15 protein-coding genes are annotated in these 17,226 nt (G+C 55.1%); 8 read left to right on the forward strand and 7 right to left on the reverse strand.

Annotated features, from left to right (window positions below):
* Window positions 1-20: 20 nt before the first annotated feature.
* The 3 genes from AC2T28_RS19590 to AC2T28_RS19600 form a co-directional block, all read right to left on the reverse strand.
* Window positions 21-2,033 carry a capsular polysaccharide biosynthesis protein gene (locus AC2T28_RS19590; protein WP_486750424.1) on the reverse strand — a complete coding sequence of 671 codons (2,013 nt, stop codon included), beginning with the start codon at window positions 2,031-2,033 and terminating at the stop codon, window positions 21-23.
* A 5-nt stretch (window positions 2,034-2,038) separates the two neighbouring features.
* Entirely contained in the window at window positions 2,039-3,172 is a 1,134-nt protein-coding gene (locus AC2T28_RS19595; RefSeq protein WP_486750342.1) for a polysaccharide biosynthesis/export family protein, read from the reverse strand.
* A 98-nt stretch (window positions 3,173-3,270) separates the two neighbouring features.
* Window positions 3,271-4,563 (reverse strand): capsule biosynthesis protein, encoded by a 1,293-nt coding sequence (locus AC2T28_RS19600; protein WP_486750425.1) that lies wholly within the window; start codon window positions 4,561-4,563, stop codon window positions 3,271-3,273.
* A gap of 166 nt (window positions 4,564-4,729) precedes the next feature.
* Between AC2T28_RS19600 and AC2T28_RS19605 the strand changes: the two genes are divergently transcribed.
* The 3 genes from AC2T28_RS19605 to AC2T28_RS19615 all read left to right on the forward strand — a co-directional run bounded on the left by AC2T28_RS19605 (window position 4,730) and on the right by AC2T28_RS19615 (window position 6,157).
* Entirely contained in the window at window positions 4,730-5,326 is a 597-nt protein-coding gene (locus AC2T28_RS19605) for a riboflavin synthase (RefSeq protein ID WP_486750343.1), read from the forward strand.
* 72 nt (window positions 5,327-5,398) lie between these two features.
* A complete protein-coding gene (locus AC2T28_RS19610; protein WP_486750344.1) occupies window positions 5,399-5,938 on the forward strand; it encodes a GNAT family N-acetyltransferase in 540 nt (179 codons plus the stop codon).
* Window positions 5,939-6,157, forward strand: coding sequence for a DUF6500 family protein (locus AC2T28_RS19615; RefSeq protein WP_486750345.1), 219 nt, complete (start codon window positions 5,939-5,941; stop codon window positions 6,155-6,157). It begins immediately after the preceding gene.
* Between the two features lie 119 nt (window positions 6,158-6,276).
* Here the strand turns inward: AC2T28_RS19615 and AC2T28_RS19620 are convergent, their stop codons facing one another.
* Both AC2T28_RS19620 and AC2T28_RS19625 read right to left on the reverse strand, forming a co-directional pair.
* Complete coding sequence (locus tag AC2T28_RS19620) at window positions 6,277-7,173, reverse strand: hypothetical protein (protein ID WP_486750346.1); 897 nt, start codon at window positions 7,171-7,173, stop codon at window positions 6,277-6,279.
* Window positions 7,174-7,496: 323 nt separating this feature from the next.
* A complete protein-coding gene (locus tag AC2T28_RS19625) occupies window positions 7,497-8,651 on the reverse strand; it encodes a sulfotransferase (protein WP_486750347.1) in 1,155 nt (384 codons plus the stop codon).
* Between the two features lie 651 nt (window positions 8,652-9,302).
* Here AC2T28_RS19625 and AC2T28_RS19630 point away from each other — a divergent pair.
* The 4 genes from AC2T28_RS19630 to nusB all read left to right on the forward strand — a co-directional run bounded on the left by AC2T28_RS19630 (window position 9,303) and on the right by nusB (window position 13,185).
* Window positions 9,303-10,499, forward strand: a complete 1,197-nt coding sequence (locus AC2T28_RS19630) for a trans-sulfuration enzyme family protein (protein ID WP_486750348.1) — start codon at window positions 9,303-9,305, stop codon at window positions 10,497-10,499.
* Between the two features lie 525 nt (window positions 10,500-11,024).
* Complete coding sequence (gene ribB, locus AC2T28_RS19635; protein WP_486750349.1) at window positions 11,025-12,146, forward strand: 3,4-dihydroxy-2-butanone-4-phosphate synthase; 1,122 nt, start codon at window positions 11,025-11,027, stop codon at window positions 12,144-12,146.
* A 2-nt stretch (window positions 12,147-12,148) separates the two neighbouring features.
* A complete protein-coding gene (locus AC2T28_RS19640; protein ID WP_486750350.1) occupies window positions 12,149-12,673 on the forward strand; it encodes a 6,7-dimethyl-8-ribityllumazine synthase in 525 nt (174 codons plus the stop codon).
* 23 nt (window positions 12,674-12,696) lie between these two features.
* A complete protein-coding gene (nusB, locus tag AC2T28_RS19645; protein ID WP_486750351.1) occupies window positions 12,697-13,185 on the forward strand; it encodes a transcription antitermination factor NusB in 489 nt (162 codons plus the stop codon).
* A gap of 44 nt (window positions 13,186-13,229) precedes the next feature.
* Here nusB and AC2T28_RS19650 read toward each other — a convergent pair whose 3' ends face one another.
* Window positions 13,230-15,635 (reverse strand): PAS domain S-box protein, encoded by a 2,406-nt coding sequence (locus AC2T28_RS19650; RefSeq protein ID WP_486750352.1) that lies wholly within the window; start codon window positions 15,633-15,635, stop codon window positions 13,230-13,232.
* A 290-nt stretch (window positions 15,636-15,925) separates the two neighbouring features.
* The gene (locus AC2T28_RS19655) at window positions 15,926-16,612 is read right to left on the reverse strand and encodes a helix-turn-helix transcriptional regulator (RefSeq protein WP_486750353.1); all 687 of its coding nucleotides are present in this window, start codon (window positions 16,610-16,612) and stop codon (window positions 15,926-15,928) included.
* Between the two features lie 113 nt (window positions 16,613-16,725).
* On the opposite strand from AC2T28_RS19655, the gene AC2T28_RS19660 reads away from it, so the two are divergent.
* Window positions 16,726-17,181, forward strand: a complete 456-nt coding sequence (locus AC2T28_RS19660) for an SRPBCC family protein (RefSeq protein WP_486750354.1) — start codon at window positions 16,726-16,728, stop codon at window positions 17,179-17,181.
* The last annotated feature ends 45 nt before the right edge of the window (window positions 17,182-17,226 follow it).

Here is a 17,226-nt window from a genome sequence, read left to right on the forward strand (position 1 = left end):
TTGAGCCCGAACGAGGGCTTTTACCGCCACAGATGCGCATAGGTGGCCAGCAGGCCCTGAAGCTTGGATAGCATCCGGTTGGCAACACCCGGATGCGGGATCTCCCCGCTTTGCAGGCGTCGTACGGCGACCTCAACCGGGCAGGGCAGGCCAGTGACCGGATCAAAATAGCGTGGATAATCGATCAGGGCGGCATGGACCAATCCCAGCATTTGCGGCCGGGCCTGGCGGCGCTCTGGTATCTTGGCCAGGTCCTTTGTCAGCCCCCAACCGGCGTAAAACGGGACACCAAGGGTTGTGACTTTCACGCCGCGCAACATGGCCTCGAACCCCATGAGTGAGGTCATGGTCCAGAGCTCATCCACCTTGTCGAACAGGGCTGCTGGATCGGTCTCGGTGGCGATGACATCCGCCAGCCCTTCGTCCTCGATCTCGCCTGTACGCAGGCCTGCTTCAACATCCGGGTGGGGTTTGTAAATGATCACGGCATCAGGGTTGGCCGTACGGGTGGTGCGCAGCAGGTCCAGATTGGTTTTCACCTTGCCCGCACCAGTTTTGATCGAGGCGTCATCCTCGACCTGACCGGGCACTAGTATGCGATGGCCAACGGGCAGGGCGGGGGCACTGCCTCCCAGATTGTATTTCGACAGGCTGGATTGAATGAGACTGCGCAGCAGGTTTTCGGCACGGCGCTCCTGTGCTTCGGTCAGTTTTGCGCGGCGGCTGATCCAATCTTCCAAGTCGCTGGGTTGCGAGGGGTCATAGTAGATCCCCTGACGATCTGTCACCAAGGATAGGGGTGGTACCAGCTCGGCGCCCAACCCGCGGGAGCGCAGGAACCCATCCTCGACCCGTGTGGCCCCGGCGTATTCAGCCGTGGCCTTGCCCGCCCAGATCATCCAGTCACGGCCGCTAGCCTGTGCCTTACGGGGGTCTTCGGTGAACAGAACCTTTTTCTCGCTGCCAAACATCCGTTGCAGCGGGCGGCGCTTCCACAACCGCATGCCTGACGCGGCCCAGCCATTACGATCTTGCCGCCAGGCATGAACCTGTGCCTCTAGGTTATCCAACACGGTTTCCAGCTCACACAGCTGATCCCGAAACGGATCGTACCAGGTGGGGTACAGGAACATGGTGGCCGCACAAAGCTGCTGACGGGTCAGGTGGCGTTGGCGGCGTGCCAGTGGGAATTCATCCTGTGTCAGCCCCCAGCCAGCATAGAAAGGCTGGCCAAACACGCGAGGCTTGTGGCCGGCAAGAATGGCTTCGAACCCCATTTGTGACGACACGGTGTAAACGGCAACGGCCCCGTCCAGAAGCTCCCATGGGGACACCGGATCAGACAGCAGCGAAATACGGTCGTTGACCTGATCCGGGCCATAGTGACCGGGGCGATACCCCTGTTCGGTTTCCGGGTGGGTCTTGATAACGATCTGCGCGCCGGGGTTTTCCTCTTGCGCGTAGTACAGCATTTCCAGGAACCGCGCCTTATCTGCCTTGCTGGCCACAACCGAGGCATCGCCACGCGCCTGATCAATCACCAGCACATAGCCCGGATCGGGCACCGGGGTCGCAGGGTCATAGGCGTTGTACTTGCTTAATTGTACCTCGCGCAGCCGTGCCACCGCGTCACGGGCGCGCCGCATCAGGGCGCTGTCATCCAAGGGATGTGTGGCCAGCATCTGTTCCAGATCAGACCGGCTGGCCGGATCAAAATGCACCCCCGAGTGATCAAGTTGCAGCCCAATCGGCGGTTCACCTGCGCGACCGGGATGGATCGAGCGCAAAAAGGCATCCTCAACCCGCAACAGGCCAACTTGACGCTTTTCAGCCACTGCACGTCCACGGTGCGCAGTTGGGGAATTGCCCCAGATGCCAACCAGATCGTCGGGGCCGGGCAGGCCGAGCCGGATGTCATAGCCTGCCAGATGCAGGATCCGGCGCAGGCGTTTCTGGGTGACAAAGCCCCCGTTATAAACAAAGAGCCGGGAGCGTTTGCCCCCGGCCTCGTGCCTGTCGTCAAGACGGGTCATCAGTGTTAGCCGCCGAACAAGGTGTTGACGTTCGCCAGCGGTGTCAGTGGGGCTGCCAGCAGCGATATGGTTTTGGTCCATTGCGCATATGGGGCCTCGGTAACATACAATGTGTCATCATCGCGGATGACAAAATCACGGGCAACGAACAAGCCATTGGGCTGGGTCAGGTTCAGCACGTAAACCATACGCTGTGCGCCAACCAGATCGTCGCGTCCCAGTACCTGTCCGGCAATTTCAGCTGGTTCATTACGGAACACAAACACACCAGTGGGATCGGATGCGGTTGAGATAAGACCACCCACCTGGGCAATGGCTTCAAGGGCTGACAGATCCTGGCTTTCAAAGCGGACCCGCGCCTGTGCACTGGTGGCGCCCAATGCGGTAAAGGCGCGGCTGTCTTCTTCGACCAGAATGCGATCCCCACCACGTAGGGCGATGTCGAGCTCAGGGTGGTCAAACAGGTCCTGGAACCAGATCCTGCCGCTTTCATTGCCGCGGATCACGGTGACCTGTGCAATATCGGGTTGAATGGCGACACCACCAGCATTGGCCAGCATGGTGGCCAGAGTGCGGGTTGGGCGCTCAATCGGGTAAACACCCTGTGCACCAACCGCACCAATCAGACTGACGGTTGAACCGTCACCGGCCAGGCGTCGCACTTGAATCTGTGGATCAGGGGTTTGGTCGTCCAGCTTGGCGGTGATGGTTTTGCGCAGCTGTTCAGGCGTGTTGCCAGCAGCACGAACCCGGCCCGCATAAGGCACAAAGATAAAGCCAGCACTGTCGACCTGAACTTCTTCCAGAATTGTCGAATTGGTGGCCTCGCCAGCCAACAGCCCATCGTCAACGTTTTCCCAGATCGTCAGACCCAATACATCGCCGGGGCGGATGGTGTCCGAGGTCAGCTGACCTGCGGATTGAAACGCTTGGGAAAAGCCAAGAGCAGGGACCACAGCTGTGGCGCGGGTCACCCGGTCATTGACCGATACAATAAAGGCGTCGCCTTCTTTTTGTACCGATCCGGCAAAAATTTCACGCTTGTTGGGGCCTACTTTGGGTAGGCTGCACGACGCAGCCAACGCAAGCGCGGCCAGCATAGCGACGGGGCGTGCCCATCGAAAGGGAACGGAATTCACTGCTCGGTCTCCTCGACCTATTATTGTTCTGCCTCAGGTCTTTTTTTGGCAACGTATCGGAATACTGAACAAAAATCCAGTACTGCAGCGGCGAAGGCCTAGTTCACCACTCGCAACTGTTGCCTTGGGGCCGCTGTGCCGGATTCCAGCGCCTCATAGGGGTCATCCGCTGATAACATCATATCAACCACCTGACGCAACAGTTGCCGACGTCCCTTGCGGGAATAGAAACCGCCCGGAAGTTGCGACGTTTCCAGCAGATAACGACGGTAGTCTTTGTAGGCCCGGTTATCTGGCCGTGCAGCTGCGGCAAAGAAGTCTGGCAGGCTTTGCGTCGAAACAAACTCGGGCTTGGCATAAACCGCTCGGCCAAACACCTTGAGCGGGATGCCGCGCCACAAAACCTGTTGACCTGCGGTTGAATTGACGGTGACGGCTGTGCGGGCTTCGTTCAAAAGTTGGGCAAGTTTACCGCCGCGCACGTAGTGCACACGTTTGGAAATCCCATGCTCACGGGCCAAACGCTTGACCTCGTGTCGAACCGGAACCCGGCCATCCTCTAGCGGGTGAGCTTTGACCACCAGATGGTGATGCTGTGGGGCGCCAGTTGCAAATCCTTCAATGATCTCAGCCAGAAACTCGCTCATGGTCGAAAACGGCGAGTGTTTCTGGAACGAACTGTCATGTTCCAACTGCAGCAGCGCCAGATGATAAGGGAAACCGCCGTTGCGAATACGTAGGGTCGCCAGACGGCGCTGAACGGCCAGCACAGGCATCAGCAACAGCCGTTTCAGATACAGCTGAAATTCCTTGGTGACCGGGATCGAACGGTGCGGTTTGAAATTGCGATAGTCACCGTTACGGAACATCACAAACCAATGATACAGCGCGCCGTAAAACACGTGCTGGCGCATGTCGCCCCAGTGTGAGGGCGGCAGTGGAGCTTCCATATCGGAGAGTTCCAGCGTCTTTTGCATCTCAGCAATCGACATATCCATCAGTTTGGAATTGCCGTTTGATCCGCCGCGTTCATAGGTCACCCAATAGGGCCGCATATAGCCTTCTTCAAACACATGCACCTGAATGCCACGGGCCTTGGCCAGAGCAACGGCCTGAGCATGGATTGGGCGAGTGTCGCCGTACAGCACAATGTCGGTGACATTCCGGGTGGTGAAGAGATCCTGTAGGGTTGTTTCCCATTCGTCAGGCGCGCCACGAAAAGGAATAAAACTTGCTGGATGAAACCAGAATGCCCGGTCGCCGGCGTTGAACCCAACCCGCCAGACATCACATCCGGCAGCGCGCAGCATTTTACCCAAGGCGTTAAAAAACGGCCCGTGTGGTCCTTGTAGGAACAAGAAAACGCGATTGGATTTAGGGTTGCTCGACATCTCAGCGCTCATATTAGTCTGGTAGTTTAAGGTAATGGTTAACGCAATACTGCGGCGAAACTAAGACCGGGGCGGGGCAGCCATATGGGGTAATCCGGGCTTGTACTGCTGGGGCGCTGTGTCTACCTGTTTTGCAACAGTCATCAGGGCCAGCAAGGGGCGCGAAATGTTTACAGGTATCATCACCGATGTCGGCACCATCACCGAGCTTGAGCAAGCAGGTGATCTGCGGGCGCGTATTCAAACCGGGTATGACACAGCTGGTATCGATATTGGCGCCTCGATTGCCAGCGACGGGGTTTGCTTGACCGTGATTGCCCTAGGCAGTGATTGGTATGACGTGCAGATCTCGGCCGAGTCGGTGTCCAAAACCAATATTGGTGCCTGGACAGATGGAAAGCGCGTCAATCTGGAGCGGGCGCTAAAGGTCGGCGACGAGTTGGGCGGGCATATCGTGTCGGGCCACGTTGATGGCGTGGCAGAGATTGTCGAGATGGTTGAAACCGGCGACAGCACCCGTGTGACCCTGCGCGCCCCCGATGCCCTGGCCAAGTTCATCGCCCCCAAAGGATCCGTTGCGTTGAATGGCACTTCGCTGACAGTGAATGATGTGCGCGGCTGCGATTTTGACATCAATTTCATCCCCCACACCAAAGAGGTCACTACCTGGGGCGATGCCAAGCTGGGCGATCAGATCAATCTGGAGATCGACACATTGGCTCGCTACGTGGCGCGGTTGGGAGAATTCAACGCAAGCGCATAAGCGCCTATGAGATCCTGCTGCGCAGAGATTAACTGTGCAGCAGTTGCAGTTTTTTATTGAGTGGATTTAGTTATGGATTTTGATTTTCAACCCTACATCATTGGCGAAACATTGGTTATCCGTCCGCTGGAAGCGGATGATTTAGGCGCATTGTATCAGGCAGCAAGCGATCCTTTGGTTTGGGCGGGCCATCCAGCCAAGGACCGCCATGAGGTCGAGGTGTTCAAACCGTATTTCAGCATGTTGCTGGATGCTGGCACGACGGTTGTTGTGTTGGAAAAACACACCGGCAAGATCTTCGGCTGCTCGCGCTATTACGTGGCGCCCACGCCGGGGCAGGAGGTATCGATTGGTTACACCTTTATTGAACGCGCCTATTGGGGCGGCACCGTCAACGCCGAGCTGAAATCGCTGATGATGGGCCATGTGTTCAAATCCCGAACTGAAGTCTGGTTTCACATCGACCCCACCAATATTCGCTCACAAAAAGCCACCGCCAAATTGGGCGCGGTGAACATGGGCACAGAAGATCTGGATCTGGGCAACGGCCCCGCACCTTGGATGTGTTTCAGGTTGCTGAAATCCGATTGGGAAACAAAGGAAACGACATAGATGCGAGCCAGTTTACGCACCAAGGCCATTGAGGTCTGCAACAAGAAGATCGCCGCCAAGGGGGAGGGTGTCGGACTGTCGTTCTATGCCTTTTTTGCCAACAAGAATGACAACCCCGAACTGTTGATGGAAGCCGCAACCTGGTGGATCCAAACCCATGCGCTGGATCATTTTGAAAAGGCGGTGAAGGTGCGGACGATGATTGAGGCGGAGGAGTAGGGCGTGATCAAACTGAACCGTGTGTGGTTATGGTTTGGGCAGTCGGGGAGATCTACAACTGGCGCCGGGTTTTCGCCTTTGCAACCCGACTTTCTATCTCCCCGCTTTCTTAGGTCGGCTCAGACGGCGTCAAACTCTTCGTCATCCATGCCGCTCGTCTCATTTGGCTCTACGTCTACGCCTTCATCTAGAGTAAGTGCTGCAATGAGACCTTCCCCTGAGGTAGCCTCGCTTGACGCAGCACCGTCTGTTGCCTCGTCATATGCTGCAAGCACTTCATCGACATCTTGAAAGCCGCCATCAGGTGCATCAATCCGGAACAGTTCTTGCTGATTTCCGTCGTCATCGGCTTCATAGAAAACGATACCTTCAAGTGATGTGACATCGCCTCCGATATCGTCTGAAACAAAATAGTTCAGATAGTTTTCAAAGGTTGGCTCTGTGTCGTCTGGCAGCGAAGGGATGCTATATGGATTTGGGTCGGGCTCTTCGCCCAAAATGAACGTACCGCCCAGAGGCTCCCCTGTGTCCGAGAACACTTCACCAAAGAACACCTTTTCATAGGTTTCTTCTTCCGGGTCTTCTGGCTCTTCTGGTGTATCACTAACTCCCTTGATCGATCCGGCGTCATTCGTGGTCGATGTGGCACGGACCCCAAAGACGTCAATCTCGTCAAGGCTGTCGATATCAAGGGAAATCGTCAACGGATCGTCGCCATCCGATATATATGTTGCCTTGTCTTCACCTTCTGGCCCCAGACCGGGATCGCTCAGCGCCATGGCCTCGTCCCACTGTACCTTTTCCCCACCAAGCCGGGCTCCATTCATATTGAGCGGGCCGCCCAGCGAGGCACTCGGCCCCGAAAAGTCATCATCGCCATAATAGATAGCGTTTACATCCATAGCGCCTTCGATCACTTGGATATCCGCGTAAAACGCCCCGCCTTCTTCATAAACAGTGACAGTGTAGGACAGGCCTTCAATCTCGTATGTAAAAACTTTGGAATGATCTGGCATTACGTACTCCGCTACTCATGAACATTTTGGTGAACTTGTGAATCAGGCCTGAGGCCTTAGTTAGTTCACCTGGCAGTTAATCAATTGTTACTGAACAATACCGGTGGCAAAGAAGTCAAATGTTTCGTGAAAACAATACCTTTTGATTGTTTCCAAATATTGCTTGAGGGTTGTTAAGTCAGCGACTTACAGATTGTCTCTTCCTCAAACCTGTGCTCAAGTGCCGCTTGCTCAGAACATGACGACCCAAGGGATGACTGATTTGACCGAGCGATTCAGCAACCGAGATACCTTTGAAACCCGTGCCATTCATGCGGCGCCGTTCAGCAATCCGCAGCTGCGGTGTCCAGCTCTTGCCAGTTCTGTATCCATTCCTGACCACCCAGCGCGTCAAGCAATGGCTGCAACTGCTCTTCATAGGGCTTCCATTTGTCCAGTGCGCCCGTGTTGATTTTCTTGCGGGCCTGCTGCACCGACGCAGTTCGGATGGCGCTATCTGTGTTTCCTGGGGACAAGCAGTCCTGTTGCCAGGGCAGACCGATATGGTCCAATAGCTCTTTGATCTGGGCTTCCGGCCGGCTCACCAATTTCTGATAGGATTGCACCCGGAGCTGGTTGTGTAGTTTCTGTTTATAGTCCTGCATTGAGCGATAAACAGTGCGTGTCATCTGACCAATCCATTCAAGTTGGCAGGAAAACTCGTTTCCGGAATGGAAATTTGTGCTGAAATTCGACAGGCCTACATCTAGCGGGTGCCGTGACATGAAGACGAATTTTGCATCCGGAAGCAACAAGTGAGCTAGGCCAAGGTGAAAAGAATTGAAGGGCATTTTGTCCACAAAAACTTCGCCAGACAGAGGCGCGCTCTGACCGGCACAGGCATAATAGTAGCGTCGAAAAATTGAGATTTCCTGATCTGACAAGCTGTCACACCAATCCCAAAGGTTTTCTTTTTCCTGTGTTTCCCTCACGTGGTGACGGACGGCTTGCAATGTTTTTGTCAAGGCCGGGCTTTCGCCGACGGTGTGTACCTGAGAGTGACGTGTTAAAATTTGTTCCAACATCGTTGTGCCAGACCGTGGCATTCCCACAATAAAAACAATGCGTGGCCCATCTGAATTCTCAACTGCGTTGTCAGTGGCCTGGAACTGCCCAATCTGCCCATCTACCAAGTCATCCATGGCCTCGGGGTGAAACTTGGCCTTGGTGGCGGCCTTTGACTTGGCAAAATACCGAAACGCTGACTTGAAGTGGCCCGTGTTATGCTCGACCTGACCAAGCGTGTTCAGAACAGCGACACGTTCGGACTGAGGCAGTTTGTTGGATTTGGCCAGTTTTCGCAGACGGGCGACCTTGGCACTATTGCGTTTATAAGGTTCCAGCCGGTTCAAGGCAGACAACGCATGGCCAGAGTTTGGGGTGATCTCAAGAACCTTGCGAAAGCCCTTGATTGCGCCGGGTTCGTCGCCAACAGTCATTTTCAATGCTGCAAGTTTTCCCCAGCACGATGCCAAACTCGGTTGGGTTTGCGTAATGACCTCAAGCAGTGAGGCAGCGGTTTGGGTGTCGCCAAGTTGCAAATAGCAGCTTGCTGCCCGGTCTAAAACCGGTGCGTCAAGACAGCCCGACTGCAAAAGAGGCATAAGCGCTGACAGAGCCAGTCTGTGTTGATCAGAGGCAATATGGCGATCCACCGTCGCAAATAATTTCTGCGTCGATGCCGCAGGCTCGATGAGATTGTCTCTTTTGAACAGCGCTGGAACTGTCATGTGTCAACCTTGGCTATTTTCTTAAAGCTCTCCATGAACGATCAAGGTTAATAACAGGCAAACGGCGGTTCCGGATCATGCTGACATCTGCTTCTGGTGCCACAGCTTGTTCTGTTCAGCGCTAGGCTGGTAGATGGATACTCAATTGCCCAATAGATCACATTGATCGCAGGTGTGCCAAGGCTGGCCAATACCAAGTGCTATTGTTTTGGTTCAGACCCAAATTTACCCGGTGCATTCAGCGAATAATTCGATCTTTCACACATTGTTAGTCCCAGGCATTTCACACATTGTTAGTCCCAGGCACATGTGGTCAAGTGCCGGTCGCTCACGGCACAACGACTTTAGGGGGAAACCAGATTGACCAAGCGATCCAGCAACCGAGATGCCTTTGAAACCCGCGCCATTCATGCGGGGCAGGAACCTGATCCGCTCACCGGCGCAGTGGTGACGCCGATCTATACCGCCAGCACCTTTGTGCAGGATGGGATTGGTGAAAATAAGGGGTTCATGTATTCCCGGTCAGGCAACCCGACCCGTCAGGTGCTTGAGGCTTGCCTGGCCGATCTTGAAGGCGCGGAGACGGCGATTGCATGTCCAACAGGTCTGTCAGCTGCCTCGACCATTCTGGAATTGCTCGACAGCGGTGCGCACGTGGTCGCGCACCACGATGTCTATGGTGGCATCTACCGCCTTTTGGAGATGGTACGCAGCCGGAGCGCCGGGCTGGACGTCACCTTTGTCAACTTTGCAGACTCTACGGCGGTTGAGGCTGCAGTGCGGCCCGATACGGCTATGCTGTGGTTTGAAACTCCATCGAACCCGCTGCTGGAAGTGGTCGATATTGAATTTGTCGTCAAACAGGCCCACAAAGTTGGTGCGTTGACTGTTTGTGACAACACTTTCTGCTCGCCCTATTGCCAGCGCCCGCTGGAGATGGGGGTGGATATCGTGATGCATTCGGCCACCAAGTTCCTGAATGGTCATTCCGATCTGCTGGCCGGAGTTGCTGCGGTGTCGCCCAACACAGACCCCAAAGTGGCCGAGAAGATCCGGTTCCTGCAGAACTCCACCGGAGCAGTGATGGATCCGATTGCCTGCTCCACCCTGCTGCGCTCGCTGAAAACACTGCCGCTGCGGATGGAGCGTCATGGATCAAACGCGCAGGCCATTGCCGAGTTTCTGGATCAAAACAAAGAGCGGTTTGGCATTTCCAAGTTGATCTATCCCGGTCTTGCCTCGCACCCGCAACACGAATTGGCCAAACGGCAGATGAGCAGCTTTGGCGCGATGATCTCGATGGAGATGGAAGGCGGGCAGGAACGTGCCGATAAAATTGCCCAGTCGCTGCGGCTGTTTGCCTATGCGGTTAGTTTGGGCGGCGTGGAAAGTCTGGTGCAGCACCCGGCCAGCATGACACATGCGATCCTGCCACCTGAACGGCGCGAGATGTTGGGGGTCACCGACAACCTGCTGCGGCTGTCGGTTGGCGTGGAACATGTCGATGATCTGATCGCGGATCTGGAAGCTGTTCTTGGCGGTGTTGGCATCGAGTAAGCCGGTGTTGCGCACCCAGCGTACGCTCAGGTGAGGCAGGCTTAACCGGTTTATGGCATAGTGCCTGCCAATCGCGATTACCGCCGGGACTTTCAACCCCGGCACAGGAACAGGGCCCCGGGTTGCGCCGGGGCGCGTCTGATCTGGATTAAAGCACGGGGGAATACCCCCGTCCGCCTCCGCTTTGGCGACGTCGCCATTTTAATCTGACGACACGACATACCAGAGCAGTATGATGATGAACCGGCAGGGCAGTGGCCTTGCCGGGGAATTGGCGTGCATGATCCGAATTGCACGGCCGATAGGCCGGGCGCGCCTGACCTTCCCCCCGGGAAGGCGCTTTGCACCTCCCCAAGGTCAGTCGCGCCGTTGCTGTTTGATAATTAACAACTGCGCACAGAGCCTGTGCAACGCCGCGTTTTGCCCCTGCCATGCCGTTGCCGGGTCTGGCATTTGCCCTTCATCTGCTCTATCTGGCCAAGTAACACTGTGTCTGTGACACCTGCCCACCGAAAGGCTGCCCTTATGAGCTTTGAAACCCCTGGCCCGGTCGAAACCGACCTACATGCTGCAATCAGCCCCATCGAAGAAATTATTGAGGATGCGCGCCAAGGCCGCATGTTCATTCTGGTGGATCACGAAGATCGCGAGAACGAGGGTGATCTGATCATTCCTGCCCAACATGCCGATGCGGCTGCGATCAACTTCATGGCCACTCATGGGCGTGGTCTGATCTGCCTGACGCTGCCAGCTGAACGAATTGAAGAGCTGGGCCTGTCGATGATGGCGATGCATAACTCGTCGCGTCATGAGACGGCCTTTACCACCTCGATCGAGGCCCGCGAGGGTGTGACCACCGGCATTTCCGCTGCTGATCGAGCGCTGACCGTGGCCACTGCAATCAACCCAGACCAAGGCGCAGCCGACATTGCCACACCGGGCCACGTGTTCCCGCTACGCGCCCGCAATGGTGGCGTTCTGGTTCGCGCTGGCCATACCGAGGCTGGTTGCGATGTCGCCCGTTTGGCAGGCTGTTACCCCTCGTCTGTGATCTGCGAGATCATGAACGAAGACGGCACCATGGCGCGCTTGCCGGATCTGGTAGAGTACGCCAAGAAGCACGATCTGAAAATCGGTACGATTTCCGACCTGATCAGCTACCGGTCACGCAACGACAATCTGGTGGTAGAAACCTCGCGCGAGACCGTCACGTCTGAATTTGGTGGCGACTGGGACATGCGCCTGTTTACCGACCAAACCCATGGCGTTGAGCACGTGGTGCTGATCAAGGGTGACATCACCACCCCCGAGCCGGTTCTGTGCCGGACCCATGCGCTGCACGAGGCTTCGGATGTTCTGGGACTGGGTCCAAAACCTACCAACGAACTGCCGCAAGCGATGAAACTGATCGCCGACGAGGGCCGCGGTGTGGTCTGTCTGTTCCGTCAGCCACGCAACTCCCTGTACGCTGCCGAAGACGAAGGCCCGCGCACCATCAAGCAAACCGGTCTGGGCGCCCAGATCCTGTCCAAGCTGGGTGTGAACGAGCTGGTTCTGTTAACCGATTCTCCTGAAACGCGTTATGTTGGTTTGGATGCCTATGGGCTGTCCATCACCGGCACGCGCCCCATTTTATCCGAGGTTTGAACATGGCTGGAAACGAACAACATTACATCCTGCCGCGGCCTGAGTTTCCCAAGCCGGTAAAGCTGCTGATTGTAGTGGCACCGTACTACAAGGACATCGCCGATAATCTGGTGGCAGGGGCCAAAGCCGAGATCGAAGCGGTAGGCGGCACATATGAACTGATCGAAGTGCCGGGCGCTCTGGAAGTGCCCACGGCGATTGCCATCGCAGAAAACACTTCGAATTTTGATGGTTACGTGGCGCTGGGCTGTGTGATCCGCGGGGAAACCACCCATTATGACACCGTCTGCAACGACAGCAGCCGCGCCATCCAGCTGATGGGGCTGCAGGGGCTGTGCATCGGCAATGGTATCCTGACAGTTGAAAACCGCCCCCAGGCCGAGGTGCGCGCTGATCCTAGTGATCAAAACAAAGGTGGTGGAGCTGCGGCTGCGGCCTTGCATCTAATCGCACTCGGGCGTAAGTGGGGCGCCCAGACGAAGGGGATTGGATTCAAGCCCCTCTCTGAGAGTATTCAACTGGCCTAAATCAAATAACGGATCGCAAACGCATGACCACGGACAGCCAAGGCGCCGCCTCTAAGGGCCTTCAGAAACGTCAGATGAAATCTGCGGCGCGGCTTTACGCGGTGCAGGCGCTGTTCCAGATGGAGCACAGCGGCCAGACCTTTGATGCGGTGATTGTCGAGTTTCTCGATCACCGGTTTGGCGCCACTTATGAAGGCGACGAACTGGCCGAGGGCAACAGCAAACTGTTCCGTAAACTGGTCGAAGACGCAGTAAACCATCAGGCTGTGATTGACCAGATGACCGACCGCGCGCTGGTGGCCAAATGGCCTATTGCCCGGATCGACCCAACCCTGCGGGGATTGTTCCGTGCGGCCGGGGCTGAATTGACGCAGGCTGACACCCCTCCAAAAGTGGTGATCACCGAATATGTTGATGTTGCGCGCGCTTTCTTCCCTGAAGGCAAAGAGCCCAAGTTTGTCAACGCGGTGCTGGACCACATGGCGCACGAGGCCAAGCCTGAAGCGTTTTGAAAACGGCGAATAAATCTTAGTCTCATGCAGACCTGATCTCAAAGTTAACCTGCTAGAAACTTCTTAATTGCAGTCAACAGATCAACTCGCGAGACTGGTTTTGTCAGACGAATATCGTTTGAGTATGGCTCATTGTTTTGGTCAGTCGCTTCGTTTTCGTAACCGGACACAAAAATAACGGGAAGATCGGGAGCAGTTTCACGAACTGCGCGGCTCAAAGCGCGCCCTTTTAAGCTACCTGGCATCATGATATCCGTCAAAAGAAGGTCGAAATGAGGATCAGCCTTAAACAGCGAAAGAGCCTCGTCACCAGTTTTGGCGGCAGTCACCCGGTAACCTGCTTTTTCAAGCGTCTGCACCAGAATTGACAGCACCATTTTATCATCTTCGACAACCAGTATTTCCCGTCCATCACCCAAAAGGTTTTTCATTTGAATTGTGTCTTCGATCGGGTTCTCGTCCTCGTCTAAGTGGGCTTTGAAATAGAGTTTGAAGGTCGTGCCAAAACTTGGTTCCGAATAGACCTGCACGGTACCACCAGACTGCTGCATGAAACCGAATATCATCGACAGGCCAAGGCCCGTTCCATTCTCGGGTGCTTTGGTTGTGAAAAACGGCTCAAAGATACGATCCAATATTTCCGCTGGAATGCCGTGCCCGGTATCGCTGACGGCCAGCATAATGTACTGGCCTGGAGCCACTTTATTGTGGTGCGCGTCCAGCGAGGCCTCATCCAACTCTACGTTCTGAGTTTCAATGGTCAGCTTGCCGCCATCGGGCATGGCATCGCGGGCGTTCACCAGTAGGTTCAAAAGAGCGCTTTCGGTTGCACTGACATCAACCATGATGGGGCTTAACTCTTCCGACAGCGATGTTTTGATTTCAATATTCGATGGCAAGGTGCGTCCAGCCCAACTGCGAGTTTCTTTCACCAACTTGTTGAGATCAATCACGCTGGGGTCCAGGCTTGCTTTGCTGGCAAAGGCTAACATGCTGCGTGTCAAATCGGCGCCTCGCTGGGCCGCCGTTATGCAATTGTCTATCAGGGCCAGGTGTCTCTCGTCCATTTCCTCATCGCGCAACAATTCAAGGCTGAACATGATTGCCGCCAACAGGTTGTTAAAATCATGTGCTACGCCGCCAGTGAGCTGTCCGATGCTGTCGAGTTTTTGGGCGCGGTCTGCTATCTCTTTTTGCGCTTGGAGTTGTTTTTGAGCAAGAACGTTAGTTGTGACATCAGCGACAAATCCATCAGTCATAATGCTGCCATCTTCCTGCAACGTGCAATTGGTGTAGGTTTCAAGCCACTTCCGTTCACCAGAAGCCGTAGTAATCGGAAAACGATGGGTGTATGTCTCGTTATTTTGGGCAGATTTGGACCGAAGGCTTGCTAGAGTTTCACGGTCTTCAAAATCATTCGTGGACCGGAGAAGGTGCTTGTCGGCATAAATCTCCTCGGGACTATACCCCCAAATCTCCTTACTTTTTGGACTGACATAGACTTCGGTTGCGTCAGTGTCGTTTACTATTCTTCGGCTAACGACAGCCCCCGGCAGGCTGGCGACAATACGTTCCAGACGTGCTTGGACGAGCGCCTGTTGCTCTTGCGCTTGGACCTCTTTGGTTACGTCGTGTACAAACCCGTCTGTATAGGTGTATCCATCTTTGTCTTTGTACGCCTTTGTATTGGTCTCTAACCATTTTTGCTCGCCAGCAAACGTAGTGATCCTGAAGCGAAATGAGTAGGCTTCAAAATTCTCCAGCGCCTTGCGTACTTTCTTGGAGAAATCTTTTATGTCGTCAGTGTTCACCATGGGCTCTGTAAGGCCCCTGATGTCGCACATGTCTTTTGCTGAAACCCCCCAAATCTCTGCAGTTTGCGGGCTTGCGTAGACAACTTTTGGGAAATTGGTGTCGTTGTAAGGAAATTCTGAACCATCAAACCTGCGGCTGATAACGGCCCCGGGTAGATTGGCAATGATGCGTTCTAATCGATCCTCAGCGTCCGCGCGCTCTCTCTGAGCCTGGCGCCGCCTTGTGATATCGCGAACCACCAGAACCATTTCCTCTGATCCAGATATTGGGCAAAGATGGGCCTCGCGGTCCCACGTCGTGCCATCCAATTCGATGTGGTACTCCCAAGACACGACATCCTGCGCATCTTGTTGTTTGTAGAGATGTTCTTGGAACAGAGCGGATGGTGCAGGGGGCAGGATATCGGCCACGTTCCTGCCAATATAGGCAGTTGGGTGATCGATCAAGTTAACCTCAGAGCGGACTTGATAGTCGAGGATAGTACCTTGTTTGTCGATGCGAAAATAGTTGTCAGGCAGTGCGGCGAAAAGGGCCGCCATATGTGCGGCACGTTGGTCTTGATCTGAGCCTGCGCTGCCAGTTTTTGTGTCGTCTTGTTTTTCCATTCCACACCTTAAATAGCTGTCGTTGGACACGCTATCAGATTGGCAAAAAGTAAATTCTACAGCCCTTCCATCGCTAAGTTACAGGTCTTCAAATGACGCTCTCTTATATTATGTTGATACGCTATGACCGAGGTCAAGTCCGCGTCGCCTCCTGAACTGAGGTGTCGGCGAGGATAAAGCACTATTTGACCCCAATGCGATCCAGCTAATCGCCTTGATCCGAGGCCGCGTGACCCACGATGAGATTTTGGCTGGACAAGCTAAACGTGTGCTAAATTGGTAGGAACGTCATTTGGGAAGCTGTAGGCGGCTTTGGTGGATTACCTAGGCCTCGCGGTTGCCTCTTCCCAGTCCTTGATCATGGCAGCGCGACGGCCGTTGTATTTATCAGCCAGCACTTTCAGCTCTTGAATGCGGTCGGTTTTGAAGTGGCGGTAGTCTTGCCGCGTTTCACACCAGCCCACCAGATAGCGGGTCCGATCGAGAAAAGCGATCAGAAGGGGCCAGACGTTACGCTCGGTCGTGCTGCCATCGCGGTCGGTATAGATCAGTTGCAGCCGGTATTTCTCGCGAATGGCGTGGCGGAGCAGAGCGCTGTCAAACTGCTCGGCCACGGTTGATCGGGTTTTGATGGGCTTTGAACTGGCGTCCATTACGATGGGGCGCAGTTCCTTGGGAATGGCCTGAGACAGTTTGGACACCAGATCCCGCGCCGCGCGGGCCAGTGTCGGGTCTGCCTCTGATGCCACCCAAGCCGCCCCCAGTGCCGCCGCCTCCAGTTCATCGGCGGTTAGCATCAACGGGGGCATGTCATAGCCCTCGTCCAGAACATATCCCATCCCGGCCTCGCCAGTGATGGGGATACGCTGCGCCGACAGTTCAGCCATGTCGCGATACAGCGTGCGAATTGATATTTCCAGTTCATCTGCAAGATCTCTCCCTGTGATCGGTGATCGGGCGGATCGTAAGATCTGGATAATCTGAAACAGACGTTCGGTGCGACGCATTTTTCTCTCCTGCTGCCACACTGCTGCCATAACGGTGGCAGTAGGGCAAATGTAATCAGGGTGCAGAAACACGAAACAAGCGCAGCAGGTGCGCAGATTATCAGGAGTTACCCATGATCGAATTTCAACGCAGCCGAGTGATCGACGCTACCCCAGACGCAGTGTGGGCCGTACTTGGCCGGTTCATGCATGTAGACGAGATCGCGCCGGAAATCGTATCGGTTGATGCGCTGACCAGTGGTGACAATGGGGTGGGATCAAAACGCCGGAACCATTTTAAGAACGGCACGTCCTTGGTAGAGGAAGTGGTCGATTGGAAAGAGGGCGAGGGGTTTACGGTACAACTGTCAGAGATGGATGCGATGCCGCTGCATGAGGCCCAGGCCAAGATCCGCATCACCCCCAATGGAGGCCGCGCCAAGGTGACATGGGCGTTCAGCTACCGTGTCAAATTTGGCCCCCTGGGGTGGCTGTTGGGGCAGACCATGATGAAGATGATGATGGGAAAAATTTTGGACGGAAACCTGAAAGCGCTGGAGGCGCGGGTAAACTCAAAGCTGGCCGCCTAACGCACTTCGTTAGAAATTGTTTGCGAAAAACTTGGGCCCTTGTGA

It is taken from the genome of Parasedimentitalea nitratireducens, assembly GCF_057444295.1.